Source organism: Helicobacteraceae bacterium (assembly GCA_031258155.1).
Classification (GTDB): Bacteria; Campylobacterota; Campylobacteria; order Campylobacterales; family SZUA-545; genus JAIRNH01.
Genome location: JAIRNH010000050.1, coordinates 26,941 through 52,653, shown reverse-complemented (window position 1 = coordinate 52,653; position 25,713 = coordinate 26,941). Strand labels below are relative to the sequence as shown.

At 52.2% G+C, this 25,713-nt stretch carries 24 protein-coding genes and 1 pseudogene; 15 read left to right on the top strand and 10 right to left on the bottom strand.

What is annotated here, in order from left to right:
* Positions 1-214: 214 nt before the first annotated feature.
* Positions 215-2,011: a DUF2326 domain-containing protein gene (locus LBF86_06680; GenBank protein ID MDR0665189.1), complete on the bottom strand. Its 1,797-nt coding sequence runs from the start codon at positions 2,009-2,011 to the stop codon at positions 215-217.
* Between the two features lie 218 nt (positions 2,012-2,229).
* Positions 2,230-3,195: a hypothetical protein gene (locus LBF86_06675; protein ID MDR0665188.1), complete on the bottom strand. Its 966-nt coding sequence runs from the start codon at positions 3,193-3,195 to the stop codon at positions 2,230-2,232.
* A gap of 1,122 nt (positions 3,196-4,317) precedes the next feature.
* On the opposite strand from LBF86_06675, the gene LBF86_06670 reads away from it, so the two are divergent.
* Positions 4,318-4,983 carry a tetratricopeptide repeat protein gene (locus LBF86_06670; GenBank protein ID MDR0665187.1) on the top strand — a complete coding sequence of 222 codons (666 nt, stop codon included), beginning with the start codon at positions 4,318-4,320 and terminating at the stop codon, positions 4,981-4,983.
* Here LBF86_06670 and LBF86_06665 read toward each other — a convergent pair.
* The 4 genes from LBF86_06665 to LBF86_06650 are packed head-to-tail and all read right to left on the bottom strand — an operon-like array spanning position 4,980 to position 7,724.
* A complete protein-coding gene (locus LBF86_06665; protein MDR0665186.1) occupies positions 4,980-5,312 on the bottom strand; it encodes a divalent-cation tolerance protein CutA in 333 nt (110 codons plus the stop codon). The genes LBF86_06670 and LBF86_06665 overlap by 4 nt on opposite strands.
* Positions 5,309-6,154, bottom strand: a complete 846-nt coding sequence (gene argB / locus LBF86_06660; GenBank protein ID MDR0665185.1) for an acetylglutamate kinase — start codon at positions 6,152-6,154, stop codon at positions 5,309-5,311. Before argB ends, LBF86_06665 begins: the two co-directional genes overlap by 4 nt.
* 9 nt (positions 6,155-6,163) lie before the next feature.
* Positions 6,164-6,529, bottom strand: a complete 366-nt coding sequence (locus tag LBF86_06655; protein ID MDR0665184.1) for a hypothetical protein — start codon at positions 6,527-6,529, stop codon at positions 6,164-6,166.
* A 43-nt stretch (positions 6,530-6,572) separates the two neighbouring features.
* Positions 6,573-7,724 (bottom strand): Opr family porin, encoded by a 1,152-nt coding sequence (locus LBF86_06650; protein ID MDR0665183.1) that lies wholly within the window; start codon positions 7,722-7,724, stop codon positions 6,573-6,575.
* A gap of 175 nt (positions 7,725-7,899) precedes the next feature.
* On the opposite strand from LBF86_06650, the gene LBF86_06645 reads away from it, so the two are divergent.
* The gene (locus tag LBF86_06645) at positions 7,900-10,758 is read left to right on the top strand and encodes a hypothetical protein (GenBank protein MDR0665182.1); all 2,859 of its coding nucleotides are present in this window, start codon (positions 7,900-7,902) and stop codon (positions 10,756-10,758) included.
* 8 nt (positions 10,759-10,766) lie between these two features.
* Entirely contained in the window at positions 10,767-12,938 is a 2,172-nt protein-coding gene (locus tag LBF86_06640; protein MDR0665181.1) for a DNA translocase FtsK 4TM domain-containing protein, read from the top strand.
* A gap of 591 nt (positions 12,939-13,529) precedes the next feature.
* On the opposite strand, the gene LBF86_06635 is transcribed toward LBF86_06640, so the two are convergent.
* Genes LBF86_06635 through gspG form a run of 4 tightly spaced genes read right to left on the bottom strand, consistent with a single transcriptional unit; the run spans position 13,530 to position 16,220 of the window.
* Positions 13,530-14,066, bottom strand: coding sequence for a hypothetical protein (locus tag LBF86_06635; GenBank protein MDR0665180.1), 537 nt, complete (start codon positions 14,064-14,066; stop codon positions 13,530-13,532).
* A complete protein-coding gene (locus LBF86_06630; GenBank protein ID MDR0665179.1) occupies positions 14,066-15,283 on the bottom strand; it encodes a type II secretion system F family protein in 1,218 nt (405 codons plus the stop codon). The genes LBF86_06635 and LBF86_06630 overlap by 1 nt, the downstream gene beginning before the upstream one ends.
* A complete protein-coding gene (locus LBF86_06625) occupies positions 15,283-15,813 on the bottom strand; it encodes a type II secretion system GspH family protein (GenBank protein MDR0665178.1) in 531 nt (176 codons plus the stop codon). The genes LBF86_06630 and LBF86_06625 overlap by 1 nt, the downstream gene beginning before the upstream one ends.
* Positions 15,801-16,220, bottom strand: a complete 420-nt coding sequence (gene gspG / locus LBF86_06620) for a type II secretion system major pseudopilin GspG (GenBank protein ID MDR0665177.1) — start codon at positions 16,218-16,220, stop codon at positions 15,801-15,803. Before gspG ends, LBF86_06625 begins: the two co-directional genes overlap by 13 nt.
* A 54-nt stretch (positions 16,221-16,274) precedes the next feature.
* Here gspG and proC point away from each other — a divergent pair, with 54 nt between their 5' ends.
* From proC to LBF86_06560, 12 genes and pseudogenes are all read left to right on the top strand, one after another.
* A complete protein-coding gene (gene proC, locus LBF86_06615) occupies positions 16,275-17,021 on the top strand; it encodes a pyrroline-5-carboxylate reductase (protein MDR0665176.1) in 747 nt (248 codons plus the stop codon).
* Between the two features lie 15 nt (positions 17,022-17,036).
* Entirely contained in the window at positions 17,037-18,101 is a 1,065-nt protein-coding gene (locus LBF86_06610) for a tetratricopeptide repeat protein (GenBank protein ID MDR0665175.1), read from the top strand.
* Positions 18,102-18,111: 10 nt separating this feature from the next.
* A complete protein-coding gene (gene rnhA / locus LBF86_06605) occupies positions 18,112-18,534 on the top strand; it encodes a ribonuclease HI (protein ID MDR0665174.1) in 423 nt (140 codons plus the stop codon).
* Between the two features lie 2 nt (positions 18,535-18,536).
* Positions 18,537-19,268, top strand: a complete 732-nt coding sequence (gene rnc, locus LBF86_06600; protein MDR0665173.1) for a ribonuclease III — start codon at positions 18,537-18,539, stop codon at positions 19,266-19,268.
* A complete protein-coding gene (gene aroC / locus LBF86_06595) occupies positions 19,265-20,347 on the top strand; it encodes a chorismate synthase (GenBank protein MDR0665172.1) in 1,083 nt (360 codons plus the stop codon). Before rnc ends, aroC begins: the two co-directional genes overlap by 4 nt.
* Positions 20,344-21,483: a methionine adenosyltransferase gene (metK, locus tag LBF86_06590; GenBank protein MDR0665171.1), complete on the top strand. Its 1,140-nt coding sequence runs from the start codon at positions 20,344-20,346 to the stop codon at positions 21,481-21,483. The genes aroC and metK overlap by 4 nt, the downstream gene beginning before the upstream one ends.
* 68 nt (positions 21,484-21,551) lie before the next feature.
* Positions 21,552-21,761: pseudogene (locus LBF86_06585) on the top strand (4Fe-4S binding protein).
* 130 nt (positions 21,762-21,891) lie between these two features.
* Complete coding sequence (ndk, locus tag LBF86_06580) at positions 21,892-22,305, top strand: nucleoside-diphosphate kinase (GenBank protein ID MDR0665170.1); 414 nt, start codon at positions 21,892-21,894, stop codon at positions 22,303-22,305.
* Entirely contained in the window at positions 22,305-22,661 is a 357-nt protein-coding gene (locus tag LBF86_06575) for a DUF177 domain-containing protein (GenBank protein MDR0665169.1), read from the top strand. The genes ndk and LBF86_06575 overlap by 1 nt, the downstream gene beginning before the upstream one ends.
* A gap of 26 nt (positions 22,662-22,687) precedes the next feature.
* Positions 22,688-22,834 (top strand): 50S ribosomal protein L32, encoded by a 147-nt coding sequence (rpmF, locus tag LBF86_06570; GenBank protein ID MDR0665168.1) that lies wholly within the window; start codon positions 22,688-22,690, stop codon positions 22,832-22,834.
* Between the two features lie 3 nt (positions 22,835-22,837).
* On the top strand, positions 22,838-23,860 hold the full coding sequence (plsX, locus tag LBF86_06565; protein MDR0665167.1) for a phosphate acyltransferase PlsX: 1,023 nt from the start codon (positions 22,838-22,840) through the stop codon (positions 23,858-23,860).
* A gap of 17 nt (positions 23,861-23,877) precedes the next feature.
* Positions 23,878-24,846: a ketoacyl-ACP synthase III gene (locus tag LBF86_06560; protein ID MDR0665166.1), complete on the top strand. Its 969-nt coding sequence runs from the start codon at positions 23,878-23,880 to the stop codon at positions 24,844-24,846.
* Positions 24,847-25,713 lie beyond the last annotated feature (867 nt).

Below are 25,713 nucleotides of genomic sequence, written 5' to 3'. Positions count from 1 at the left end.
ATCGCGAAACTCGCGGCGCAGACTAAGGAGCTTGACGGCAGAGCGCTGGCTAACGCGGCGAAAGCGCAAGAGACGCTTGAACGGGCAAAGTATCACGGCGCGTATGCGCAAGCGGAAGCCAAGCGATAACGACGGCGCGGCGCCAAAACGCAAAAACCAACGGAATGGGGAACCGCACTTCACAGCGGCGCTTAATTATACATATACGACGCCATCACCATGCTTGCATTCTGAACAATCTTCCATGCTCGTTTTCGTCATGTAAAGTTAAAATAATCTCATCAGATCCAAAAACGGCGCCATCGTTTTCTGTTCTGGCGGGCAGATCCGAGTCTATCAACGTAATGACTGGTTGTAACCCCAGTTCTGCATAACGACGCACAACCATCAGCAGATTCTCTTTCTTGCGATCATCCAACGATTCCAACGCCCCGTCGTGATACACGAAGCGCGGGAACCTCTCGTGCAAGCGCGCGCGTAGTACAGCCATATCGAAAGCAATGCACAGCAACTTGCGGTATGTATGTCCAAGGTCCGCGCTAGTGGCATTGCCCAATCCATCAAGAATTTCCGCTTTTAGTTCCAGATGACCTGCATGATTAGGGGCTACGCTTAACAACGCTTTGCGATCGATGACCTCCTCAACGATCTCGCTGAAGAAAACCCGTATCGTAGAAAATAGGCTTTGTTGGTCGGAGTTCTGCCTCTCCACATCGGCTTCGATCTGATCCCGCAAACGGTCGCGTTCCTCCGTTAAAGATCGAATCTGCGCGCGCAGTTTCTGCAGGCGATGTAAGTATCCTTGCCGGCGTTCCAGCGATGCGATATCGGCGCGTAGCACCACTATCTTATCCGAAAGTTGTTTGTACTTACTGAAAACATCCGTTTCGCTCAGGAAAGATAACATTTCCGAACGCTGTTTCCCTAAAGTATTCAGTTTCGCATTTACTTGTTTCAACTCTTCCTCGATTTCCTTAAGCTCTTCTTGTAAATAGCAACGTCGCTCGTCGGTAATTGCTCGGTTGAAGGCAATCAGTTGCTGGAAATCCTTTTTGATCTGCCCCTGAAACAACACGCCTACCTCGCTAAACAGTCTCTGCGCTTCATCGGGGTTGAATAGTATCTGATCCTCCTGTAACGATGCCCGCGCTTTATTCCTGTTATGGCTCAATGAATAATGTTCGGCGTTCAGTGCGGCGATGCGCTCATCTACTTCATAAACCACCTGCTTGGCGTAATCTTTGTCTTGCACGCGGAAGTCGAAAGCATCCAGCAACTCCTGCTTCTTTTCCGCATCTTTCCGCTTGAGTAGAAGAATACCTTCGATCTTGCTGATGTCCTCAACAGAACCACCCAATTCATTTTTGATGGTTTGTTCCGTCTCCCGCTTCCTGGACAGTTCCTGTTCCTTTGCGTAGTAGTCGGTAATAAGCTTGGCGTCAAAGCCCAGCAGATGTGCCAGGAATGGCTTCCAGTCGGCATGCTTGGAAGCAAATTTTTGCAGTTGGAATACTTCTTGAAAATCCTCCTGCGACCGTAGCAGATAGCCAAGCATTTTGCGGTATGACCACGGTTTGAGCGCACGCCAATCAAGCAGTCCGTCAAGTAGTTTACGCGCGCGCTCAAAAGCAACGTCGCGATGATCCCATTCCGTGAGCGACAACGCCGACAAATCCTGATGGCCTGCCTCATGCTGCTTAAAAGCAATTTTTGTCGCCTCTTCTACGCTACGCCGAATCGTGACGAATGAACCATCCTTCAGTTCAATTTCGAGGAAGAAGACGAGCTCCCTGAACAAGTCAAAATGTTTGAAAAGGAAGAATTGCGGATCTTTTACTGACAGAAAGCTGAAGTCTATAAGGCGCCCCAGCGTGGTCTTGCCGAGATTGTGGGTATCCTTGTTTCGATTTTCTGGCAGTCGGATTTCAGCTGCGACAACGTTTAACCCGGAAACAAAGTCCACGGGGGCAAACGTGTCCGACTTGTTGGAATAGAGTTTAGACAGCTTCATTTGGCCCCACGTATTCCAATGCGTCTATCTTAGGACGATATTCAATTAGTCCCATCAGATATAGAAAGTTGAGCGCGGGTAGGAAAAGCGCGTCGCCACCCGCTACACCTTGCTTTGCGCACTCGCGTAGCGCGTCGTATTCATAAATGCGGCGATCCTTCAGTCGCGATAGTAGTAATAGCGACATATTGATCACCGTGCGATCAGGATGCGAGTGTTTAGTTGGTCGTAGCATCTTCCACTTCTCCAATGTCGCAATTCCAATACATATAGAAAAGCATAGCCCGCGTCAGGCGCTTATGGGCATGTTGCCGAAGGACCGGGTCGCGGTTGAACAGCAGATCCACCAAGTACTCCATGACTTCATCAAAGGTTTGGTAGTCCTTCCGCTTAGCGATGATCTTGAGCTGAAACTCATCGGCTACGGATTCATACATGCGCAATAGTTCAGTGTTCTCCGGCGTTGCCAGGAAAGTACGAATTTGCGCGGCTTCTTTCAAATACTTGTGCCGTTGCACCTTTGCGTACTCCGCAGTCATATTGTTGAGAGCGTTCTTTTCCTCGTAGGTCACGCGCGCGGTGGGCGGATCGTCGAACACCGCCATCAGGCCATCCATTTGGCGCGTAAGCGCCTGGACAACTTCTGCGAGTTCATATGGACTGACAATCAAAGGGGAGTCCACTGGATCCAGATTCGCTTTTTTAGCCACCATCGGGAACTGCTTTAGCCACAGTTCCAGTTGTTCCAGGCCGCAAAGATAGATCGACGCGGCAGGAATGCCGCATTGGGTTGCTATGTGGTCGCGGATTTCCGTTTCGGATCTGCCAGTAAGTCGGCGATTTGCAAATAACATGTAATGATCGAGCTGCTTATTCTTACGCAGTTTCTTGATGCGCGGAACCTCTTTGCCAATCACCGTGCTGTTACTGGAAGCGCTGTAAAAGTTCGATTCCGAAAAGCTACGGTTGTATCCATTGGTATGCTTGGCCTGGACAATGACCGTGCCTGACCACGGAGCATACCTGCTGGGGAACATCCCCGCTGTGCCGACGAACTTTGCATCACGCCCGCCATCCGGTCCCTTAGCGAATCCCTGAACCGCTATGCCGAGCAACTGTTGGCACAAGAGCACGATCAATACCTCAAACTGATCGCTACTTAGATCCTCATAAGCAAATTTCATCCAAACCCTTGTGCCTGCTAACCATTATTAATACACAATACTATTATATTCGCCCTTTGTTCCGCTTCGCGCCCCCTTTGTGGTAATTTATTGATTTTTATGATTTTTTTGAGCCAATAAAACATAATTATAGGCGTTTTCGGCTTGTTTTTGCCGCGTTAGGGGCGCGTATGCTGTTGATTTTTGCGATTCGGGCGGATTTTTAAGGCTTTTCGGCGGGTTGGTAGCGAGCAAGCGGATTAAGGGTCGGCGATTGACGAGGATTGTCGCGAGGCTTGGAGCGGAGATTTTGATCGCGTATATAGCGGTTTTTAGTATTACTTTTTGCATATATGGATAACGCGCTAATTATAATGGGATTAGGGATTTTGGTTGAGCGATTGGCAAGCAAACTAGTTGTAGAGAGGATTTGTGATTTTGAGGCAAACGCTAGAGTTTGCACAATGTGTAATCTTAGGCGGTTTTTGATGCGTTTTTCTTGCTCCCGCGCAAAGTTCCAAAATCCAAAAACCCCCAACCCCGACGACCTCGCGGCGCAAATCGCGCTTGATTTTTTTATCGACGCGCGTCGGCAAAATTGCGGCAAGGGGGGGGGTCTTTCAAATTCGAGAAAAAGCGAGGTCGAAAGCCCAGCCCCCGCCGCCGCTCGCGCCCGCAATGTAAACAATTCAATCCGTAGGTTTTGGAGTTTTCGGGCATATAATGTAAAGCGTAGTTTGAAGCGGTTTTGCGGGCTATGCGATCGATAGCGATTACGCTTGGTCTGCCGATTGACGCGCAAAGGGCGGCGCGACGAAAAAAGCGCGCGGTTGGCAAAGAAAAGGCGGCGATCTTTTATGCATTAGTCTATTGTAAGTCAATGTTAACAGGATCGGCGCCATTATATCGTATGAAAAGGTTGGTTCTTATCGCGCGTCAATGAGCGGATCCATCTATCCGCGTCTTCAGCGTTCCGGATACGCGTTTTTGCGGGTATGGCGCGCGGGAGGGGGCGAAAATAGCGGGAGGCGAGGCGAAGGGCGGTTCGTAAAGCGAAAGCAGTTTAGCGTCGCGGTTTTTTGATATTTTTATGTTGATATGGTCTATAATTTGTCAATTTCACGCGTAAAAGGGGATCAAACGATGATCGCTGGGCGACGGCTTTGCGAAGCCAAAAGTTCTATCCCCCTATTAGATCGTGTTTGCGATAATATAAAACGTTTTTCGTTTGTCGATCAAACGCCGCAAAAGTTTTTTGCGCCTATAGCGAGAGCTTTCTTTATAGATAAACTTTCAAAAATAGCGCCGATCGCGCTAATAGCGCTAAGCGCCTCTATACCTTTATTTGGCGCAAGCGCCGCGGAGGAGGCGTTTAATCAAGGCGTGAGCGCATATAACCACGGCGCTTTTGAAGAGGCGATCAAACATTACGACCAAGCGATTAAGATCGATCCAAACTATGCGATCGCTTACGACAATCGCGGAAACGCTCGCGCTAATTTAGGCGACATAAGCAGAGCGATCGCCGATCACGCCCAAGCGATTAAGATCGATCCAAACTTAGCGAGCGCCTACGACAATCGCGGAAACGCTTACGCTAATTTAGGCGACCTAAGCAGAGCGATCGCCGATCACAATCAGGCGATCAAAATCGATCCGAACTATGCGGACGCTTACAATAACCGCGGAGTCGCTTACGTTAATTTAGGCGATCTAAAAAGCGCTACAAAAGACGCTCGAAAAGCGTGCGAACTTGGCGCTTGCCAGTTGTTGCAAATAATGGAGCAAAATCAACTAATACGCGATTAACCGATCAGACTCTCTTTTACCCACGCCTCGTAATCCGCGCTTGCTTTACATTCGATAAAGATCAGCTCCGGCAGCTCGTAGGGGTGATTGCGCTTAAAAAACTCCTCGATCGCGGCGATTTTCTCTCTGGTTGTTTTAATCGTCACAAGCCGCTCGCCGCTAGTTTCGATCGCGCCTTTCCACCAATAGACGCTCGATATATTAGGCGCGATCGACGCGCACGCCGCAAGGCGACGCGACACAAGTTCCGACGCGAGTTTTTGCGCCTCCTCGTCGCCGCCAACCGTCGTCATCGCCAGAATCATCGCTCGTTCTTTTGTCTCGCTCATCGCGTAATCTCCGTGCTAACCCCTTCGGAGGTGAATATCTCCAGTAGCAACGCGTGTTCGACGCGCCCGTCTAGGATATGCGCCTTATCCACGCCGTATTTAAGCGCCTCCAAAGCCGAATCGACCTTAGGAACCATGCCGCCGACAATAGCGCCGTCGGCTTTTAGCCGCTCTATATCGGCGCGGTTTAGCGAGCGAAGCAGGTTTTTATCCTTATCTAAAACGCCCGCCGTATCGGTCATAAAGACGACCTTTTTTGCTCTGATCGCTCCGGCGATCGCGCTTGCCATCGTATCGGCGTTGATATTAAAGCCCGGATGAGCCGCCTCGCTCGCGCTCGCGATTGGCGCTATGACCGGCACAAAGCGATCGTTGATAAGTTTTAACGGTAGATCGGGATTTACCTCGCGCACCTCGCCAGTAAATCCCAGCGCTTCGATCGCTACGGCTTTAACGAAGCCGCCGTCTTTGCCGTTTACGCCGATCGCCTTCGCGCCGTGATCGTTTAGCAGGCTCACGATCTCCGTGTTAATCTCGCCGATCAGCGCCATCTGCGCCACGCGAAGCGCGTCGCGATCGGTTACCCTAAGCCCGTTTCTAAACTCCGCTTTCACCCCCAGACGCTCGCTAAGTTGCGTGATCGATTTGCCGCCGCCATGCACTACGACAGGTTTCATTCCCACCAGACTAAGCAGAGCTATATCCTGCGCGAACTTGTCTTTTAGCGCGGGATCGATCTGCGCAGCTCCGCCGTATTTGATTACGATTATCTCGCCGTAAAACTTGCGAATATAGGGGAGCGCGTCTAACAGCGTTTTAACGGCGCTAACTTTGGCTTGCATAACGATCCTTTATTTAGGCGGCTTCGCGGCGCGATCTAGCTTGTCCTCAAGCGTTTCGTTCGGGTTAAAATTAAAAAACTTGCTCGAAATATCGGCGCTAGAAGCGGAAATATGACAGCTTTTGCAATCGCCAAGCGTCTTATGCTCGGAAACGCTTACGTCTATCGAGTTTTGCGAATGGCAGACAAAGCAGTTGCCGCCGCACTCGGCGTTTGGCGAAGCGATCTCCAGATGGCAATCGACGCATTTAAGCAAAACCTTATGATCGTCGTCTCTACCCGTCTTGTCGTTTAGCGTCGCGTGGCAGCTAACGCAATCGCCGCTACAGGCAAGCGCGATCGAGCTTAGGATAATAAACTGAACAATATATCTCATCAATTAACGCGATCGCGCCGCCTCAAAACGAGGCGGCGGCAAACTAAAAGATATATCTAACCCCGCCCGCGATCTTTGTTTGAGAAAGCGGGTTTTCGGCGGTTGGCGCGTCGTCGCCAAACTTGCCGGTAATAAGCGCCGCTTCCGCCTTAAACGATCTGGTTATGGCAAATTCGCCGCGCAGGTTAATTTCCGAGTAGGTTTCGCTATCCGCGTCGGTAACGCCAAGCATAGCGCCAGCCCACAGCCTATCGCGCTCGAACTCCGCGCCCGCGTAAAGCGTAAGAGCTTCTTGCGAGAATATTTGACAACCGCCGTCCCAAAACGGATTTATTCTATTCGCCCGTTCGTTCGCGCCCGTTCTGTGCCACTCCTTACCGGAAGCGCCTATCGAACCTAGTCCGTCCGAACCGGCTAAAGCGAAACCGCCGAAAAAGCCGAGATCGGCGTTAAGTTTTACGTCGCCTTGCAACTCCAAGAAAAAGCCGTCTTTCTCGGCGCTGTCGCTATCCTCCGAGCTTAACGCCAGATGTCCCGTTAGGGCAAAACCGCTAGCGGTTTTCAACTGATTAAACTCAAACTTGCCGCCAGCCCAAAAAGCTACGTCTGGCAGAAAATAGACGTAGGGATTAACGCTAATATCGCCCGCTTTAAGAACGGCGTCAAGCGCGAATACGCCGTCTTCGTTCAGTTCCGCGTAATCGCTAAAAAAACGACCCGCGTCGTATTTGGGTAGCGCTATCGATTTGATATAGGCGGCGAGAATCTTTGCTTGAGGGGATATCTTTAGCTCGCCGTAAGCGGCTTGATAGTGGTGGGGGGCTAATACCAGATCAAACTCTTGACGACCCGCCGCTATCGTAAATTGATCGGCAAAATACCCGATATTCGCCGTATGCAGAGAGGATTTGTCCTTAATATCTCCAACCGCGTCGTCTTTCCACCAGATACCAATTCCGCTTAGACCTATATTGGCGCGTATATTGCGAAAGCTCGCCGTGTTAAAGTAGAGATCGGCGTGTCCGTATATATACGAATCGTCTTCGCTGCCAAACGTCGCGATCGCCGAGAGCGCGCCGCCATGCTTTCCTTTCAAAAACGCTTCGTCGAGCGTGGAAGCCGACGCTACGCCGTCTGCCGCCATAAGAGGAGCGCATACGGCGGTTAGCGCCGCGACAATAACTTTTGCATTCATTCGCCATTCCTTTGCGATAGTTTTGGTTGAACGCGCAATCATAGCATTTCTTTGCGATCGCCAGAAGCCGCGTAGTCTTACTAGCGCCCGCGCGATCGTCTCCAATTAAAACGCCGCCATTTTTTGCCGATCTCGTCTAGGAATTGAAATTGCTTGAAACGCCAAAGGAGTTTTTATGCGCGTAAGCAGCTCTTATATCTATAGTAACTTTATTCTCAATCAGCAGAGGAGCTTGAGCGGTCTTTTGAGCGTCAATAATCAGATGACTAGCGGATTAAAGATCAAGTTTGGATACGAAGAAACAACCATATATCAAGACGCGCTGCGTTTGATCAACGAACAAAACGAGTTGGCTCAAATCTCCGACAACGCGCAAAAAGCGAAAACTCACTCGGACAACTCCGACGTGGCGATCGCAAGCATGAAAAAGTCGCTGGAAGCCTTCAAAGTAAAACTTGTGCAGGCGGCAAACGACGTGCATTCGACCACAAGCTACGCGGCGCTGGCAAGCGATCTAGAGGCGCTGATGTTCAGTATCCGCGACACGGCGAACACCTCTATTAACGGCGTTTTTTTGTTCTCCGGAACCAACGTCAAACAAAAACCTTTCGGCGAGGACGGAACCTACTACGGCAACGATCAGATTGTCAAAGCTCAAGTCGGCGATCGCGTCGAGATCGCCTACAACGTTGACGGCTGGACGCTGGCGCAGGGCGCGGACAGCGATTACTCCAAGCGTATTACTACCAATATACAGCTATACAATCAGACGCTTCTGCACCACGGCGTTATGAGCATAGACGATCCGATGGGTCTCGACGAGCCGGTTCCAATTACGACAAGCGATACGATCCGCGATCTCGTAGGACAGCCCGACGATAGCAAGCCGACCTACTTTTATCTACGCGGATCAAAGCCCGACGGCGAGAGTTTTAAGGCGCGAATCGAGATGACAAACGGCGCGAGCGTGCAGGACCTGTTAGATCGCATCGGGCGCGAGATGGGCAATACCAGTATATATCAAGCGGTAGAGGTCAGCCTAAACTATCTTGGCAATATCGAGATCAAAGACGTGAAAAGCGGGCGAACGCTCACTGATTTGCATATCGCGGCGAGCGATACCAAAGTTGACGACGTTAGCGAGCTTGGCGAGATTGAAAACGCGCATATCTACGCCTTCAATAAAAGCGGCTACGCCTACGCGAGAACGCAAGATAAGATCGCTTCCGCTCAAGATCCCTTCGATCAGAGGCTTTTTACGTTTGATAGCGTATTAAGACGGCATGACGACGAGGCGATCGCGACAAAAAACGATACCGTGCGAAGCGCGGCGGGCGAAAACGTCGATCAAATTAGTTTTAGCGTTAACGGCGTAACGCACAACTTCGCGATTACTAGCTCCACGACGATCGGCGATATGTTAGGAGAGATCAAAGCCGCGCTAGAAGCCGATCTAGGCGGCAGTTTTGACGTTGATCTGCAAAACGGAACAATCGCGATATTCGATAACGCGGCGTCCTCTCCCAGCACGTCGCCCGAGCAGTTTGTCGCCTCAAAACTAACCGCCGTTACCATAACGGCGGAAAATACGAGCGGCGAAAAGGTTTTAGCGTTTAGCGCCTCCGACGCGCTCGCCTACGATCGGGCGCGGTTTGAAAAACAGGGCGCGACGCTGACCTCTACCATATCGCAAACGATCCGCGCCGACAGCTCTTACGCAAACGCGGCTACGGAGCTAAAAGCGGTTAGCGGTAGCGAAGCGCTCGACGAAAAGCGGCTACATTTGGAGATAACGGATATTAACGGCGATCGCAAGCTGGTTGAAATTACCTTGCGCGACACTCCCGACGCGAACGGGCGGCTTTCGACCTATCAGATTATCGAGCCGGCGGCGGGCGCGATCTACGATCTGTACGATCCAAACGGCGAGAAAACAACCGCGAGCGGCTACCAATCGCAAAAACTTGTTCCCTACGCGGACGGATTGGAAACCCGCGACGAAACCCATAAGGGCGTTACCTATCAGCAGCTTATGAACGTAATAAGCGTCGCTCTTAGCGGCGCAACGCCGACGGACGGATCGTTCGAGGCGTATAACGTCGCGCTAAAAGCCGCGCAAGAGAGCGTAAGCGTTTCGATGGACTCGTTTGGGCGCTTGGTAGTCAAAGATAATACGACAAGCGAAAGCAAAATGCAGATTTCGCTGTTTGACGCGGACACGGATCGTTTTGACGACTACGATTTAACTTCCGACAAAACAATCCTGCAAACCTATACGGGCGCGAAAGGCGAGCAGGGCTGGACGCTTAAAGAAACGCAAACCAACAAGGCGTTGAGCGAAGTTTTTGGCTTTAATTTTTCGGGCGCGCTGGTTTTAAGCGGAACAAATATGAGCGGCGCGGCGGTTAGCGTAACGCTTAGCCAAAACGACACGCTCGCCGATCTGCAAGCGGCGATCGATAATACCTTCGGCGACGGCGTTGGAAACGGCGGCTTTGTCGCGGAGGTTATAGACGGGCGGCTGATCTTGCGCGACAACGCGGCGCTTGGAACGACGCAGACGCGCGTCGAGTTTCTATTTCAGGACGCGCAAACAGACCTCAAGGTTAGCAAATCGCCGTCCTTTACGTTCGCCGCAAATAACGCGCTGACGATCGACGAGGCAAAGGTTAATCTTTTTGATCAGTTGTCCGAAGCGATCGAGGCGGTGAGAATAGGTATGACGCGCCCCGACGGAAACAGCGTAGAGGGCGCTAGAAATATCGGCGTTCAAAACGCGATCTACGCGGTCGATCACCTGTTAGATCATCTAAACAGGATACACACAAGCGTAGGCTCCACAGGCTCCGCTTTGCAGCTAACCTACGAAAAAAGCGAGATGATAACCCTGAACGTAGAGACGCTCAAATCCTCCGCGCTTGATACGGATATAGGCGCGGCGATGGTCAAGTTCAATCAGCTAAGCGTTTCGTATCAGACGCTTTTAGCTACGCTTAATCGCATATATAGTATGAGTCTGGTAAATTATCTTTAAGAGCGGACGTGAAACGGGAAGCGTATTTTTTTGTCGCCGTAGGGTTGTGGATCTATATCGCGATCGCGCTTTACGTCGGCTCTATAGCCAAAGTCGGCGTTTATGGCAAAGAGTTGGCGGAGGTTTTTGAAGAGCTGTTTGGGTTTTTAATATACGCCGCGCCGCCCGTCGGGATATATCTAGCGTGGCGCGGATATAGACGTTTTACTTCCGCGCGCAGGTTTATAGAGACCTTCGCGGCGGTTTTGCTCTTTGGTTTCGCGGGGCTGATCTTTCAGGCGTTGCTCTTTGAGCGCGGATCGACGGGCGTTATGTTATGCGAAGCTATGCGCCCTATTATAGGTAGCGTCGGCGCGGGCGTTTTCGGATTTTTCCTGATCGTAAACGGCTGGCTGCTCGCGTTTGACGTTACCATTATCGATCTGCTAACGTTTTTGGCGCGCAAATTTCCAAACACGAAACTGTTCGATCATTGGCGCACTTTCAAAGAGGCGGCTAAAGACTCCTTTGCGGATATGGCTTTGCGCTCTAAAGAAAAAAACGGCTTATCCAATCTGCCGCGCCTCGAGCCAAAAACGCCGACGAGCGACGAAACGCCAAAACGCAAGAAAAAGCCGACGCGTATTTTTGACGACGACGATTTTTATGTCGATGATTACGCAAGCGCGCCAAAAGACGACAGAACCGCCTCGCACGGCAAGATTGTTAGAGAGCTGGAAGAGAACAAGCGGCTGCTAGAGCAAGTGGAAAAGGGCGAACGCGTAAAACCCAAAGATTTCGTGTTGCCTTCGCTTGATTTTCTAGCCAATATCCCGCCAAGACATAGCGAAATCAACGAGAACGAGATTGACGCCAAAATCGCCGATCTGCTAGAAAAACTGCGTATGTTTAAGATCGAAGGCGACGTAACGCGCACCTATACCGGTCCCGTAGTAACCACCTTTGAGTTCAAGCCGGCGGCGCACGTGAAGGTCTCCCGCGTTATTAGCCTTGAAAACGATATAGCTATGGCTTTGCGCGCGCAAACGATCCGTATCCAAGCGCCAATTCCGGGTAAAGACGTGGTAGGCATAGAGATACCGAATAAAACTTACGAGACCATCTACCTGCGCGAAGTTCTCTCTTCGTCGATCTTTGCGTCGGCGGCAAGCGCGCTTACGATCGCGCTTGGCAAGGATATTGTGGGTAATCCGTTCATAACCGATCTGAAAAAACTCCCGCATCTGCTGATCGCCGGAACGACGGGCAGCGGCAAAAGCGTCGGCATAAACGCGATGATTTTATCTCTTCTCTATCGCAACTCGCCCGATAACTTGCGGCTACTGATGATCGATCCTAAGATGTTGGAGTTTAGCGTTTATAACGATATTCCGCACCTATTAACCCCCGTTATAACCAAACCTAAGCAGGCTATAGCGGCGCTGTCGAATATGGTTTCCGAAATGGAGCGGCGCTACTCGATGATGAGCAAAACCAAGACCAAAAACATCGAAGGCTACAATCAAAAGGCAAGCGAGGAAGGTTTTGAACCGCTTCCGTTTATCGTGGTCGTGATCGACGAGCTTGCCGATCTGATGATGAGCGGCGGTAGAGACGTGGAAATCTCGATCGCGAGGTTAGCTCAAATGGCGCGAGCAAGCGGCATACACCTAATCGTCGCCACTCAACGCCCTAGCGTTGACGTGATCACGGGGTTAATAAAAGCCAATCTGCCAAGCCGCATAAGCTATCGCGTCGGCAGCAAGATCGACTCCAAAGTGATACTGGATACGCAAGGCGCCGAGAGCCTGCTTGGACGCGGAGATATGCTCTTTACGCCGCCCGGAAGCGTAGGTTTAGTGCGGTTGCACGCGCCGTTTAGCTCCGAGAAAGAGATTGAAAAGATCGTGGAGTTTATCAAAGCGCAACGCGCGCCGGAATACGACAATAGTTTCCTTGTCGAAGGCGGCGATCTAGCGGGAGGCGCGAGCGCGAGCGAGTTTGACGCGAACGAATCGCTTGACGAAATGTATGACGAAGCAAAACAGATCGTGCTAAACGAACGCAAAAGCTCGATTAGTTACATTCAGCGTCGCTTGCAGATAGGCTACAACCGCGCGGCGCGCATTGTGGAGCAGTTGGAAAAAACGGGGGTTTTGGGCGAGCAAAACAGCAAAGGTCAACGCGAGATTTTACCGTAGCGTTATAAGCGCGCCGCCGCCGCGCGAGCGAGCTAAAGATAAACGCTCGGCTCGTTTTTGTTTCAAAGTAGCGCGATAGATTTTACGCGAACGAAGCATTTGGCGATTACCCTATTGGGAACCAGTCTATATTGACAAACAACAGCCTAAATCGCCGCGCCGACGGCGAACGCCGCTTTATTCGTCGCGGCGCAAAAAACGGCTAAAGCGCCCTCGTCTCTGTCCGCAAGACCCATATTCGGAACGTTTTAACGGACGCTTCTAGCGCGCATTGAAATATCGTCGGCGGCCGGTTTGTCGTTTTGTCGCGCCAAGTCGTAAAAGGGGAACAAAACGCGATTTAGCGGAAAATAACGATGAAATTATTCGGCGTCGATTTGTTGGTTTTTAAGCCGCGTTTTGCGCGATCGCGGCGTTGCGTTTTACTTTTCTACGCAGGTTGCTTTTATACGCTTGCCGCGCGCGTTTTGATTTTGTCTGAAAGTAGTTTTTCGCGTCCGCGCGCTATATGCGGCGCGCGAAAAAAGGAAGCCCGCCGCGTAGCCGCGCGAAATCGCCCTTGATCGCGAAAACGGAGGACGGCGAAAAGCCTTAGCACGCCGAAGCGTTTAACAGTCCAAGCTCGAACAATTTAGGCTCTTCGTCTTTTGGCGCAATATAGATTAACAGCGAGCACGCCGATCCGTTGGAATCGCTCTTGCGGCTTTTGTAGATTTTGAAGCTATTAAGCGGTTGCTCAAAAGATAAAAAGCGGTATTTATAAACGTCCGCGCCGCCGACGGGCAGCTTGAAAACAGAGGGAGATTCGACGCGTATAAGCGCCGCCGACGGTTTAAGCGCGGCGTAGGCGATATTTGTTCCGCTATGTCCGCTAAGCGAGTTTCGCGAAGCGACGAGGTATAGCTGATCGTACTCGCGCCCTTGCGTTACGCTAACGCCGTCGGCTTGTAGAATATCTCTGATCAAAAGGGCGCTTAAATCGTGAGCGCGTTTTTCAAGCGCTTCGTATTCTTGGGATTGCTTAAGCGAATCTCTTAGCGTTTGATTAGCGTTTGATAAAAATAAAATCAGCAGAAAGAGAATGATCACGCTAACGATCATCTCGATTAGCGTGAAGGCTTTTCGCATTAAACGCCAAAACTCATAGAGAAGATCGGTAGCAGCATAGCCGTTATTATAAAGCCTACCAAAGCGCCTACCAGCAGCATAAGCGCGGGTTCAAGCAGCGATAAAAAAACGGCGATACGATCGCGGTTTTCCTCGAAGTATAGGGTCGATAAATTTGAGAGTATCGCCTCTAGCTCGCTTGTCTCCTCGCCAAGCGCGATCGATCGGATAAACGCGCGATCCAGCGCAAAGTCGCTCTGCTGCAACGCTACGGAGAGTCTGCCTCCTTCCACAAGCCGATCGGAAGCCTTGAGAAACAGAGACGAAAGCGCTTCGTTGGTCTGCGCGTTTGCCGCAAGGCGAATCGCTCGAACAAACGGCACGCCGCTTCGCATCAACACGGAACACATATAACAAAATCGCGCGAGTTCGGCGTTCATCGTTATGCGTCCAAGCAGCGGGGTTTTTATGATAAGCAGATGAACGGCGTAGCGATAGGCTTGATTGGTTTTCAGCGCGATCGTATGCGCGATCGCGATCGCGGCGATAATAACCGCGATCGCGACCCAATAGCCGCCTATAAAATCGCTTACGCCGATCACAAAACGAGTAAGCGAAGGCAGCTCCTGTCCCAACTGCTCGAACATGCCCGTAATTTGCGGCACGACGACCGTCATCATAAAGATCAGCATGCATATCGAAACGATCACGATAAACAGCGGATAAAATAGCGCGTTTTTCGCCTGTTTTTTAACGCTTTCTTGATCTTTAATAAAACGTGAAAGCTCTAGCAAAACCTCTTGCAAAACTCCCCCGTTTTCCGATATGCGAATCGACTGCGCGAAAAAGGCGGGAATCTCAAAAACGCTCTGGTTTTCTAGCGCCTGCGAAAAACTTTTGCCCTCGTCGAGCAGCGTCGCCAAAGCCGAGAGAAAGCCCGCCGTTTTGCGATCGCTCGCGTATTGCGTAGAGGCTAACCGAATGGCGTTTACGATAGAAACGCCGGCTTTTAGATAGATGGACAGATCGCGGCTGATCCTAGCTAGATCGTTTGGCGGTATGCGATCTTTGCGCCCTCTGAAAACCCTAGCGAATACGGACGGCTTAGCCGGAGCGAGCAGATCAAACAGCAATCCTTTGGCGCGTAGTTTCGCGGCGGCTTCTTCGGCGCTAGAGGCTTCGATCGCGCCTTTTTGCCTATCGCCTTTTTGATCGATGGCGCGGTATTTGTAGAGCATTAGTCGGTCTCGTTGAAAAAGTCGGAGCTATATTGCGGTATCCAAAGACGCGGATCAAGACTGTTTTTCGCCTCTTCAAGGCTAACGAAAATTTCGACGGGGCGCATATAGGCGTAATAGCGATAAAACTTTCCCTCGTGTTCGACCAGCGCGTCGCTAATAGCGCCGTTTTCAAAGCGTTCCATCTCAAAGCAGCGATCGGCGGGAAATCGCATATCGCCAAAATAGCCGCTTTCGTCGAAATAGAGAACTTTGGGCGTTTGAGAAAAGATCGCCAGATCGGCGATTAGCTCCTCGCCGTTTTGATCGACGACGCGGCAATTTTCGCAAACGTTCCCGTCGCATATCAGTTTTAGGTAGCCGCTTTGAAACTCCCTCAACGTCGCGTCGAGCTTTTCAAGCGACCACGCGGACGCGGCTTGATCGCTCCCGCTTTTGATCGTCGCGACGGTGATCGCGTAAACGGCGCCGATTATGACGATTACGACAAGCAGTTCTATCAGCGTAAAACCGCGTTTTAGCGCTCGCATTCGCTTAATTTAATATCGCGGTTCTGGTTGGCTCCGCCCTCTTTGCCGTCCGCGCCAAGCGAGATCAGATCGACCGCGCCGTCGTCGTTTAGATATATATACGGCGTGTTCCACGGGTCCTTTGGCGGCGTTTTCGAGCTTAGGTAACCGCCCGATCTAAAGTTTTTGAAACGCTCTTCGTCCGGATTATTGATCAGCGCCTCTAGCCCCTGTTCGGTCGAGGGGTAATCGTGCAAATTTAGCTTAAAATCGTTCAGCGCCATTTCAAGCTGTTTCATCTGAACGCAGGCGAGCTTTTGCTTCGCCTCCTCGCTCTGCCCCATAAGGTTAGGCACGACTAGCGCGGCTAATAGTCCCAATATGACGATAACGATCATTAGTTCCATAAGCGTAAAACCTCTAGACATTTCGCCCCTTTTCTTGTTTTGCGTAATTGTATAATACTTCCACAAAGGAAAACTATGAATATTCTGTTGATAGGCGCGGGAAATATGGGCGGCGCGTTGTTGAAAGGGTGGGAGAGGCAAAACTCCCATAACATTCTTGTCCTTGAAAATAACGCGGCGCGGCAAAAGCAGCTTGAAGGCGCGCGCTTTGCCGCCGATATTGGCGAGGCGAAAGATCGGATCGTCGTTTTAGCCGTAAAGCCGCAATCGCTCTCCTACGTGAACATCCCCGTTCGCGCCAAAGCGATCCTCTCGGTAATGGCGGGCGTTACGCTTGAAACGTTGCGCGAATCGTTCGAGGCGGACTACTTTATCCGCGCTATGCCCAATCTTGCCGCTTTGCGTCTAAAATCGGCTACGGCTTTAACGGGCGACGCCGGTTTCAAGAGCGAAGCGCTAGAGCTATTTAGCGCCGTCGGCAAAGCTCTGTGGTTTGAGAGCGAAAAAGAGATCGATATAGCCGTCGCGCTAAGCGGCTGCGGTCCGGGCTATCTCGCGCTGATCGCGGAATCGCTCGCTAACGGCGCGGTCCGTCTTGGCATGAAAAGCGCCGACGCCTTCGCGCTGACGCAAGCCTTGTTCGAGGGTATGCCTTCGCTGCTCGAAGAAGAACACCCCGCGTTGTTAAAGGATCGCGTCTGCTCCCCCGCGGGCGCCACGATCGAGGGGATCGCCGCGTTAGAGGCGCGCGGCGTTAGAGGCGCGATATTCGAGGCGCTTAACGCCGCGTTTGAGCGCTCGCAACAGCTAGGAAAGCGCTAGCGTTTTGGCGGCAAGATGAGTCCGGAGTTTTTAGCGATTGACTACCGACACCCCGCTTTTAGCGCGGCGATGCTGCTTTTGGTCGTGGCGGCGGTAGCCATTTTGAACCATTTTGTCGCCGCGTCTAAAAAAAGGCGTCAAGAGAGAAAGCTAACGCGATTTTTGTCCGGCTTCGATTCGATTGGCGGCGGCAAGGATTACAGAGCGTTGCTGGCGTCGCAACCCGACTCGTTTGACTCGCTTATGCTACTTGCGGACATATGTTTCAAAAGCGGGCAATACGCCGAGTCGATTCATATCTATCTGGCTCTGCTGGAGATCGCGGAGGATAAGCCGCGCCGTATCGAGGCTATGACGCGGTTGGGCAAAAGCTACCATAAGGCGGGTTTTTATCAGCGAAGCCGCGATATTTTGCTTGAGTCGCTTAAACTTAAAGCGCGAAATAAAGAGGCGTTAGAACTTTTGCTGATAATATACGATCAGACCAAAGAGTATAACCGCGCGTTGGAGGTCGCGGACGCGCTAGAAGAGTTTGGTTTGGATTACGCTAAAGAGAGATCATTTTTGAAGGCTAAGGCTATAAAAAACGATCCGCTTCTGTCGGACAAAAAACGAGAAGCCGCTTTAATAGCGTTGCAAAAAGAGGAGCCGCGTCTGTTCGCGGCGGTTTTTGAGTTTGTTTTGACGCATAATCCCGCAAACGTCTGGCGCATAATCGACGCTGATCGTATAATCGACGCGATCGATCTGTTTTGGCGCCTGCCCAAAGCTAGTTTCAACGAGAACGAGGCGCTAAAATACCCGCTTTTAAGAGAGCTTTACACCGCAAAAGGGTGGCTAGACGCGGCGAGCGAAAGCGCCGTTTTTGAGTTCGACTTACTGATTAGGCTAGGCGAGAACAGGGCGCTCGCCGATCTTTCGTTCGAGTATAGATGCCCGCGTTGCGCGGCAAGCCTGCCGATACGATTTTTGCGATGCCCAAATTGTCAAAGAGCGGAGATCGCGCGCGTGGAATCGACGCTGGTCAAAAACGCGAAAAACGACGGAGAAAACTATGACGCCAGCGCCAACTTTTATTAAAGAAACGAGTATGAAAAAAGTGAAGATTTTTACCGACGGCTGCTCTCTTGGCAATCCGGGTTCGGGCGGCTGGTGCGCGATTTTGCGCTATGGCGACGCGGAAAAGACGTTGCAAGGCGGCGAGAGCTGGACTACCAACAACCGAATGGAGCTGACCGCGCCGATCGAGGCGTTAAAAGCGCTTAAAGAGCCGTGCGAGGCGGAGATCGTTACCGATAGCTCTTACGTGGCTAACGGGATAAACGAATGGCTGGAAAAATGGCAAAAAAAGAACTTCGCGAAGGTGAAAAACCCCGATCTGTGGCGAGAGTATATCGCCGCCGCAAAAACGCATAAGATCAAGGCGTTTTGGGTGCGCGGTCATAGCGGACACGCGGAAAACGAGAGATGCGATCAGATCGCCAAATACGAGGCGGAGCTACAAAGGCGCTAAATATGAAAAATCGCACGCAGGCGCTTGAAGAGCGCATAGGCTATCGCTTCGCTTCGCGCGAGCTGCTGAAATCGGCGCTAACGCACAGAAGCGTAAAGGGCGAAGCGAACAACGAGCGGCTTGAGTTTTTGGGCGACGCGGTGATGGACCTGATTGTCGGCGAATATCTCTACGCGCGTTTTGCCGATTACGGCGAGGGCGATCTGACCAAACTTCGCGCCGCGCTAGTTAGCGAGGAGGCGTTTGCGAGAATCGCGTTGTTTTTAGAGTTGGATTCCGCGCTGTTTCTCTCTTCGGCGGAAGCTAGAAATAACGGGCGCAAAAAGCCCTCCATATTAGCCAACGCTTACGAGGCGCTAATCGGCGCGATCTATCTTGACGGCGGCTTGGAGGCGGCGAAACGATGCGCGATCGCGGCGCAGAACGCGCTTTTTGGAATACCCGATCCAAAAAAGCTGCTAAGCGATCATAAAACCAAGCTCCAAGAGCTAACGCAGACGAAATTTGGCGTTACCCCCAATTATTACGTTTTGAGCGAATCGGGACCAGATCACAAAAAAGAGTTTGTCGTCGCGCTAAGCATAAACGGCGCCGAGATCGCTTCCGGCAAGGGCGGTAGCAAAAAAGCCGCCGAACAGAACGCGGCGAAAGTCGCTTTACTCGCGCTGGAAAACGACTCCGAGCAAACCGCCGAGAACCTCTTGACGACAAGACTAGGCGGAGAAAAACGATGAATAGTTTTGGTATGAAACTACGGCTGACCACTTTTGGCGAATCGCACGGAGCGGGCGTTGGTTGCGTTCTCGACGGCGTTCCGTCGGGGCTGGCGATCGACGAAGATTTTATTCAGAGCGAACTCGATCGCAGAAAGGGCGGCGGCTCTATCGCCGCCACCGCGAGAAAGGAGAGCGATCGCGCCCAGATTTTAAGCGGCGCGTTCGAGGGGCTTTCAACGGGCGCGCCTATCGCGATCTTTATCGCCAACGCCAACGTAAAAAGCGGCGACTACGACGATCTGCGCGAGGTTTTTCGCCCCTCTCACGCCGATTACTCGTGGTTTATGAAATACGCTATTCGCGATCATAGAGGCGGCGGGCGATCCAGCGCGCGCGAGAGCGCCGCTAGAGTCGCCGCGGGCGCCGTAGCCAAACTGATGCTAAAGACAATCGGCGCGAAAGTCGAAAGCGGCGTGGCGGCAGTCGGCGGCGTAAAGGGCGAAACATACGATTTTGATTACGCCAAAACAAGCCCGATTTTCGCGCTTGATCGGCAAAAAGAGAGCGAGCAGATCGCCGCGATCGAAGCGGCGAAGCGCGATCGCGATTCGATAGGCGCGATCGTGAAAATTCGCGCGATAGGCGTTCCCGCAGGGTTTGGCGAACCGCTATATGGCAAACTTGACGCGAAACTAGCCGAAGCTATTATGGGCGTTAATGCGGTAAAAGCCGTCGAGATCGGCGCAGGCGCAAGCGCGGCGGCTATGCGCGGCGGCGAGAACAACGACCAGATGAGCAAAGAGGGGTTTTTAAGCGCCAACGCGGGCGGCGTTTTAGGCGGCGTGAGCAGCGGCGCGCCGATCGAGATAACGGCGCACTTTAAGCCGACGCCGTCGATATTCCGAAAACAAAGAACGATCGATATTCGCGGCGAAGAGAGAGTTATCGAGATCAAAGGTCGCCACGATAGCTGCGTAGGCGTTCGCGGCGCGATTGTATGCGAGGCTATGACCGCTTTGGTTTTAGCCGATATGGCGCTGGTTAATATGGGAAGCAAAATCGATCATCTAAAAGCTATTTACGGGAGCGCGAAATGAGAATACGAACCGCCGAATCCGTTACCGAAGGACATCCCGACAAGATCGCCGATCAGATCAGCGACGCTATTGTGGACGCGCTGATCGAGCGGGATAAAAACGCGAGCGTCGCTTGCGAAACGCTGATCTCAAACGGCTTTTGCGTTATAGCGGGCGAGATGAAAACCGAAGCCTACGCGCCTCTCGGCGAGATCGCCAGAAACGCCATTCGAGAGATCGGCTACACCGACGGCGGTTTTGGTTTCGACTATCGAAGCGCAGGAGTAATTACGGCGGTGAACGAGCGAAGTCCGGATATAGCCGACGGCGTTCGTTCGAACGGCAAACTGGGCGCGTCCGATCAGGCGATACTCGTCGGTTACGCCTGCGACGAAACGCCCGAATTTATACCGCTGCCTATCTCGCTCGCTCATAGACTTACCCGCCGATTGGCGCGCGTCAGAAAAGAGGGTCTTTTGCCCTTCTTGCTACCCGACGGCAAAGCGCAGGTCGCCCTTCGTTTTGACGACGAGCGCGCGCCCAAGCTAACGCACGTTTTGGTCTCCGCGCACCACGCCAGAAGCGTTTCGCTTAAAAACCTGCGCGAGGCGATTATGGAAGAGGTAGTAAAAGAGGCGCTGCCGCAATCGTTGTTCGACGATAACGCGCAAGTAGAGATAAACCCCGCGGGGTCGTTTGTGATCGGCGGACCGCAGGCGGATACGGGACTTACGGGGCGAAAAAGCGTTATGGACTTCTACGGACCGGACGCGCCGCACGGCGGCGGAGCGTTAAGCGGCAAAGACCCGCTGAAAATCGATCGCGTCGGCGCGTATATGGCGCGCTATATCGCCAAAAATCTCGCGGCGGCGAAAGCGGCGAAAGAGATCGCGGTCTATCTAACATACGCGATCGGCGCAATCGAGCCGATCGGGATCGCCGTTCGCGGCGAATTCGCTCCAAAACTAGACGAAGCGCGAATTATAAACGCGATCAAAAAGACCTTCGATCTAACGCCGGAAGGCGCCGCCGCGAGCATCGGTCTGTTTAAGCCGCAATATCGTCTTGCCGCCGCTTACGGACATTTTGGGCGCGAAAACGACGGATTTGGCTGGGAAAAGACGGACAAAATCGACGATATTCGCGCCGCGCTTTAGTAATTTTATATTAACTTAATAGTTGTTTTGATAAAGTAATTCAATAATTCTTTTATAAAGGTTGCAAAATGGCTGTAAAAATCACCGATCTGTGCATCGCCTGCGGGGGCTGTATCGACGAATGTCCTGTTGGCGCGATTGTGGACGACGGGGATAACCCCGAAAATAGCGGGATTTACTACGTTTATCCCGACAAATGCGTCGAGTGCGAGGGTCATCACGCGGAACCAGCGTGCGCTAGCGCCTGTCCGACCGACGCCTGTATTGTCTGGGCGGAGGGCAATAAGCGCGGCAAAGCCGCCGAAGCGCCCGTACTCGGCTAACAACCGCGTTTAGCCGCCCTTTAATTGCGCGTAAGCGCCTTTTGGTATAATCGCGCCCCTATTTTGTGAAATAAGGCGAGAGTATATGGAACGAACCCTCTCAATCATTAAACCGGACGCGGTAAAAAAGGGCGTGATCGGCAAGATCGTCGATCGCTTTGAATCCAACGGGCTTAGGATCGCGGCGGCGAAAACGCTCTATCTAAGCCGCCGCGAAGCGGAGAGTTTTTACGCGATCCACAAGGAACGCCCGTTTTTTAACGATCTTGTGGATTTCATGACAAGCGCGCCCGTATTCGTTGCGGTTTTAGAAGGCGAAAACGCGGTGGCGAAAAATCGCGAGCTGATGGGCGCGACCAATCCGAAAGAGGCGGCAAAAGGCACGATCCGCGCCGATTTCGCCGATTCGATCGACGCTAACGCCGTTCATGGCAGCGACAGCGCCGAAAACGCGGCGAAAGAGATCGCGCAGTTTTTCGGAGCGTTCGAGATTTTTTAATGGGCGTTCCCTTTCCAAAAGCGGGCAAAGAGCCTCTCGCCGTTAAGGTTGCGATTGGCGCGGCGCTTATGGAGGGCGAGCTTAGCGCTAAGGGGGCGGCTCTGGCGCTTTTTCGCGGAAAATTGACGGGCGCGACTCGGCTAAACTGCGATATATGCTATAAAGAGTATGATTACGCGCTAGACGAAGAGATTGAACTGTTAATCAGCGACGGCGTTTATAACGACAAAGATAAAGAGACGCGAGAGGCTGTGATCGAGCAAAAGGGCGCGATAGATTTAGAGGAGATTTTGCGCGGCGAAATCGCCTCGATCGAGTGCGACTACCACCGTTGCGATAACTGCCAAAAGCGCTAACGTAAAATTGACAAAAGGAGTCCAAAATGGCTGTGCCTAAGAGAAGAGTGTCCCACACAAGAGCGGCGAAACGTCGAACGCATTACAAATTGACGCTTAAATCGCCCGTTAAATGCAAATGCGGCGCGTTTAAGTTGCCGCACCATCTCTGCCCCTCCTGCGGCGCAAAGTAGATCGTGAGCAAAGTCCGAGTCGCTATCGACGCGATGGGCGGCGATTTTGGTTGTTCGCCGATTGTCGCGGGGGTCGCTTTGGCGTTGGAAGCCGTAGATTTCGAGGCGATCTTGGTCGGCAAAAGCGCCGAAGTTCTCGCCGAACTGCCGCGTAAGTTTCACGATCGGGTAAAGACGATCGAGGCGAACGACGCTATCGCGATGAGCGATCAAGCCACCGACGCGCTCAAGCGCAAAGAGAGCGCTATCTATAAAGCGGTCGAGCTTGTGGCGAAAAAAGAGGCGGACGCGGTGGTCTCCGCCGGACACAGCGGCGCGACGATGAGTCTTGCCACGCTTAAAATCGGACGGCTTAAAGGGGTTTCGCGCCCCGCGATCGCAACTTTAATGCCAACATCGATCGCAAACAAACACACGCTTGTTCTCGACGTGGGCGCGAACGTTGATTCCGAACCGAAACATCTCTTCCAATCGGCGATTATGGGACACGCCTACGCCCAAAAACTGCTAAAAATCGACGATCCGAAGGTGGCTCTGCTCGCAAACGGCGAAGAGGACGGCAAGGGCGACAAGTTGGTCAAAGACAGCTTCGCCCTGCTCAAATCGGCGCGATCGAAGGGCTTTAATTTCGTTGGCAACGCGGAAGGCGGCGATATTTTCAACGGGCGTTTCGACGTGATCGTATGCGACGGCTTTGTCGGCAACGCGCTGCTAAAGACTAGCGAAGGGCTGGTAAAGGCGGTTGTCGAGGTTATCAAACAGAACGTGAAAAAATCGCCGTTAGCGATTCTTGGCTATCTGCTTATGAAGCCCGCGTTTAAGGCGCTGAAAAAGAGCATGGATTACGACGAATACGGCGGCGCGCCGCTTGTGGGCGTTAACGGCTCGGCGATTATCAGCCACGGCAAATCTACGCCCAAAGCGATCAAAAACGCCTGCCTTAACGCTATCTCGTATATCGAATCCGACGTAAACGCGCTTATACTGCAAAACCTAGATAAGTTCTCGCCCAAAGGCGGCGATTGAGCAAAACATACGCCTCTATGCTCTCGATCGGCGCGTATTCGCCCGAAAAACGGCTAACCAACGCCGATCTAGAGAAGATGGTCGATACCACCGACGAGTGGATAGTGAAGCGCACGGGCATCAAGGAGCGGCGCATAGCCGCCGACGATCAAGCCGCCAGCGACCTCGGCGTTTTGGCGGCGCGGCAGGCGATAGCGCGCGCGAACCTTGCGATCGGCGATATAGATATGATTATCGCCGCCACGCTTTCGGGCGATTTTCTATTTATGCCCTCTACGGCGGCGGTGATCGCGGGCAAACTCGGCGCGATCAGCACCCCCGCGTTTGATACGCTCGCGGCGTGTAGCGGCTTTATCTACGCGCTTGCCACCGCCAAAGCCTACGTGGAGTCCGGCATGGCAAGCAACGTGCTGATCGTCGGCGCGGAAGCCTCCAGCCGTTTTATGGACTACTCCGATCGCTCCGTGTGCGTGTTGTTTGGCGACGGCGCGGGCGCGGCGGTGATCGGCGCGACGGACGATCCGCTAAAGGCGATCGTCGATATTAAAATTTCTAGCGACGGCGCGCAGTGGGATAATCTCTACATCGACGGCGGCAGCAAAAATCCGATCCGCGACGACAAGCCGCACAAGCCGTTTATGCGTATGAAGGGCAACGAAACTTTTAAGTTGGCGGTGCGCGCTCTCTCAAACGACGTGATAGAGATTTTGGCTCGCAACAACCTCAAGCCTTCGCAGATAGCGCACTTTATCCCCCACCAAGCCAATTTGCGAATTATCAAAGCCGTGGGAGAGGCGATCGGTTTAAGAGAGGATCAGGTGGTTTTGACCGTCGATCGCTACGGCAACACCAGCGCCGCGTCGATTCCAATGGCGATCAACGAACTGTTTGAGGCGGGACGATTAAAAACGGGCGATCTAACCCTGCTTGACGCTTTTGGCGGCGGGCTGACTTGGGGTAGCGCGCTCGTTCGTTTTGGCGGCTAACAAAAGGAGATCGGCGATGTCCGGCGGCGCGTTATACGAGAGCGTCAATTCGTTACGCCGCTATATCCTCTCAATCTGAGAAAGGCTATTATAAATTAAAGTTTGAAATCGAACTGTTTGCGGGATTTTGAGAAAGACAAAAAACACAAACGGGGCGCGGTCTAGTTGGCATTTTTCAGAGTTTATTTTTTTTGGCTTCGGTTTCTTTAAAAGGCGTTTTATGGCGCATAAACGCGAAAAAACGCTGGAATCACAAAACCGCGCTCCTTGCGGGCGCGTGGGTTGAAACGTCTCTCGTAGAATTGAAACAAATATGTTAACGCTCGCCCTTGTTAACGAGCCATAAAAGGGCAAACAAACCTATAGCAAAAGCTATTCGCGGCGCGAGTTGTCGGCTTTTAAACTCGTTTGTCGCTCGCCTTATCGCCGCTTCGCTAACGCTGGCGCCCCATCTCTTATCCTCGCGCCGCTCCCCCTCTCTGGTCATACCCGTAAAAACGAGTATCCACTATTTTGCGCCTTTGGCGCGTCTGGATTTTTGCTTTCGAGGGAATGATGGAAAGGCGAATATTTAATTTTATGCGATTGACCGTTTTAACGCGACGTTTACAGCGCCTAGATCGCCCGTTGTTTCGGAGAAAATCTAGCGATTTTCGCGCCGCTTCGTCTAGTTTCCCGCTGTTCCTTTGGCGATACGCGAAAGCCTTCTAAGGAGCGCGAATCGGGAGCCTACGGCTATTCCTCGTCGCTAAACTACTCTAGTTTCGCGCTACCGCGTAAAACTCTTCCTTGCTGACGCCGTCCGCAGACGCGGCGCGTTTGATTTCGGCTATCATGATAGGTTTTGTGTAAATATGCATGCGCTCG

Excerpts from the sequence above, each read along its gene's own strand:
- LBF86_06645 (MDR0665182.1), top strand. The coding sequence starts at position 7,900 with ATGCGCGTAAGCAGCTCTTATATCTATAGTAACTTTATTCTCAATCAG.
- gspG (MDR0665177.1), bottom strand. The coding sequence starts at position 16,220 with ATGTCTAGAGGTTTTACGCTTATGGAACTAATGATCGTTATCGTCATA.
- metK (MDR0665171.1), top strand. The coding sequence starts at position 20,344 with ATGAGAATACGAACCGCCGAATCCGTTACCGAAGGACATCCCGACAAG.
- LBF86_06625 (MDR0665178.1), bottom strand. The coding sequence starts at position 15,813 with ATGCGAGCGCTAAAACGCGGTTTTACGCTGATAGAACTGCTTGTCGTA.
- LBF86_06670 (MDR0665187.1), top strand. The coding sequence starts at position 4,318 with ATGATCGCTGGGCGACGGCTTTGCGAAGCCAAAAGTTCTATCCCCCTA.
- rpmF (MDR0665168.1), top strand. The coding sequence starts at position 22,688 with ATGGCTGTGCCTAAGAGAAGAGTGTCCCACACAAGAGCGGCGAAACGT.
- LBF86_06560 (MDR0665166.1), top strand. The coding sequence starts at position 23,878 with ATGCTCTCGATCGGCGCGTATTCGCCCGAAAAACGGCTAACCAACGCC.
- LBF86_06575 (MDR0665169.1), top strand. The coding sequence starts at position 22,305 with ATGGGCGTTCCCTTTCCAAAAGCGGGCAAAGAGCCTCTCGCCGTTAAG.
- rnhA (MDR0665174.1), top strand. The coding sequence starts at position 18,112 with ATGAAAAAAGTGAAGATTTTTACCGACGGCTGCTCTCTTGGCAATCCG.
- LBF86_06675 (MDR0665188.1), bottom strand. The coding sequence starts at position 3,195 with ATGAAATTTGCTTATGAGGATCTAAGTAGCGATCAGTTTGAGGTATTG.
- LBF86_06680 (MDR0665189.1), bottom strand. The coding sequence starts at position 2,011 with ATGAAGCTGTCTAAACTCTATTCCAACAAGTCGGACACGTTTGCCCCC.
- LBF86_06665 (MDR0665186.1), bottom strand. The coding sequence starts at position 5,312 with ATGAGCGAGACAAAAGAACGAGCGATGATTCTGGCGATGACGACGGTT.
- argB (MDR0665185.1), bottom strand. The coding sequence starts at position 6,154 with ATGCAAGCCAAAGTTAGCGCCGTTAAAACGCTGTTAGACGCGCTCCCC.
- LBF86_06635 (MDR0665180.1), bottom strand. The coding sequence starts at position 14,066 with ATGCGAAAAGCCTTCACGCTAATCGAGATGATCGTTAGCGTGATCATT.
- ndk (MDR0665170.1), top strand. The coding sequence starts at position 21,892 with ATGGAACGAACCCTCTCAATCATTAAACCGGACGCGGTAAAAAAGGGC.
- LBF86_06650 (MDR0665183.1), bottom strand. The coding sequence starts at position 7,724 with ATGAATGCAAAAGTTATTGTCGCGGCGCTAACCGCCGTATGCGCTCCT.
- LBF86_06655 (MDR0665184.1), bottom strand. The coding sequence starts at position 6,529 with ATGAGATATATTGTTCAGTTTATTATCCTAAGCTCGATCGCGCTTGCC.
- LBF86_06610 (MDR0665175.1), top strand. The coding sequence starts at position 17,037 with ATGAGTCCGGAGTTTTTAGCGATTGACTACCGACACCCCGCTTTTAGC.
- LBF86_06630 (MDR0665179.1), bottom strand. The coding sequence starts at position 15,283 with ATGCTCTACAAATACCGCGCCATCGATCAAAAAGGCGATAGGCAAAAA.
- rnc (MDR0665173.1), top strand. The coding sequence starts at position 18,537 with ATGAAAAATCGCACGCAGGCGCTTGAAGAGCGCATAGGCTATCGCTTC.
- proC (MDR0665176.1), top strand. The coding sequence starts at position 16,275 with ATGAATATTCTGTTGATAGGCGCGGGAAATATGGGCGGCGCGTTGTTG.
- aroC (MDR0665172.1), top strand. The coding sequence starts at position 19,265 with ATGAATAGTTTTGGTATGAAACTACGGCTGACCACTTTTGGCGAATCG.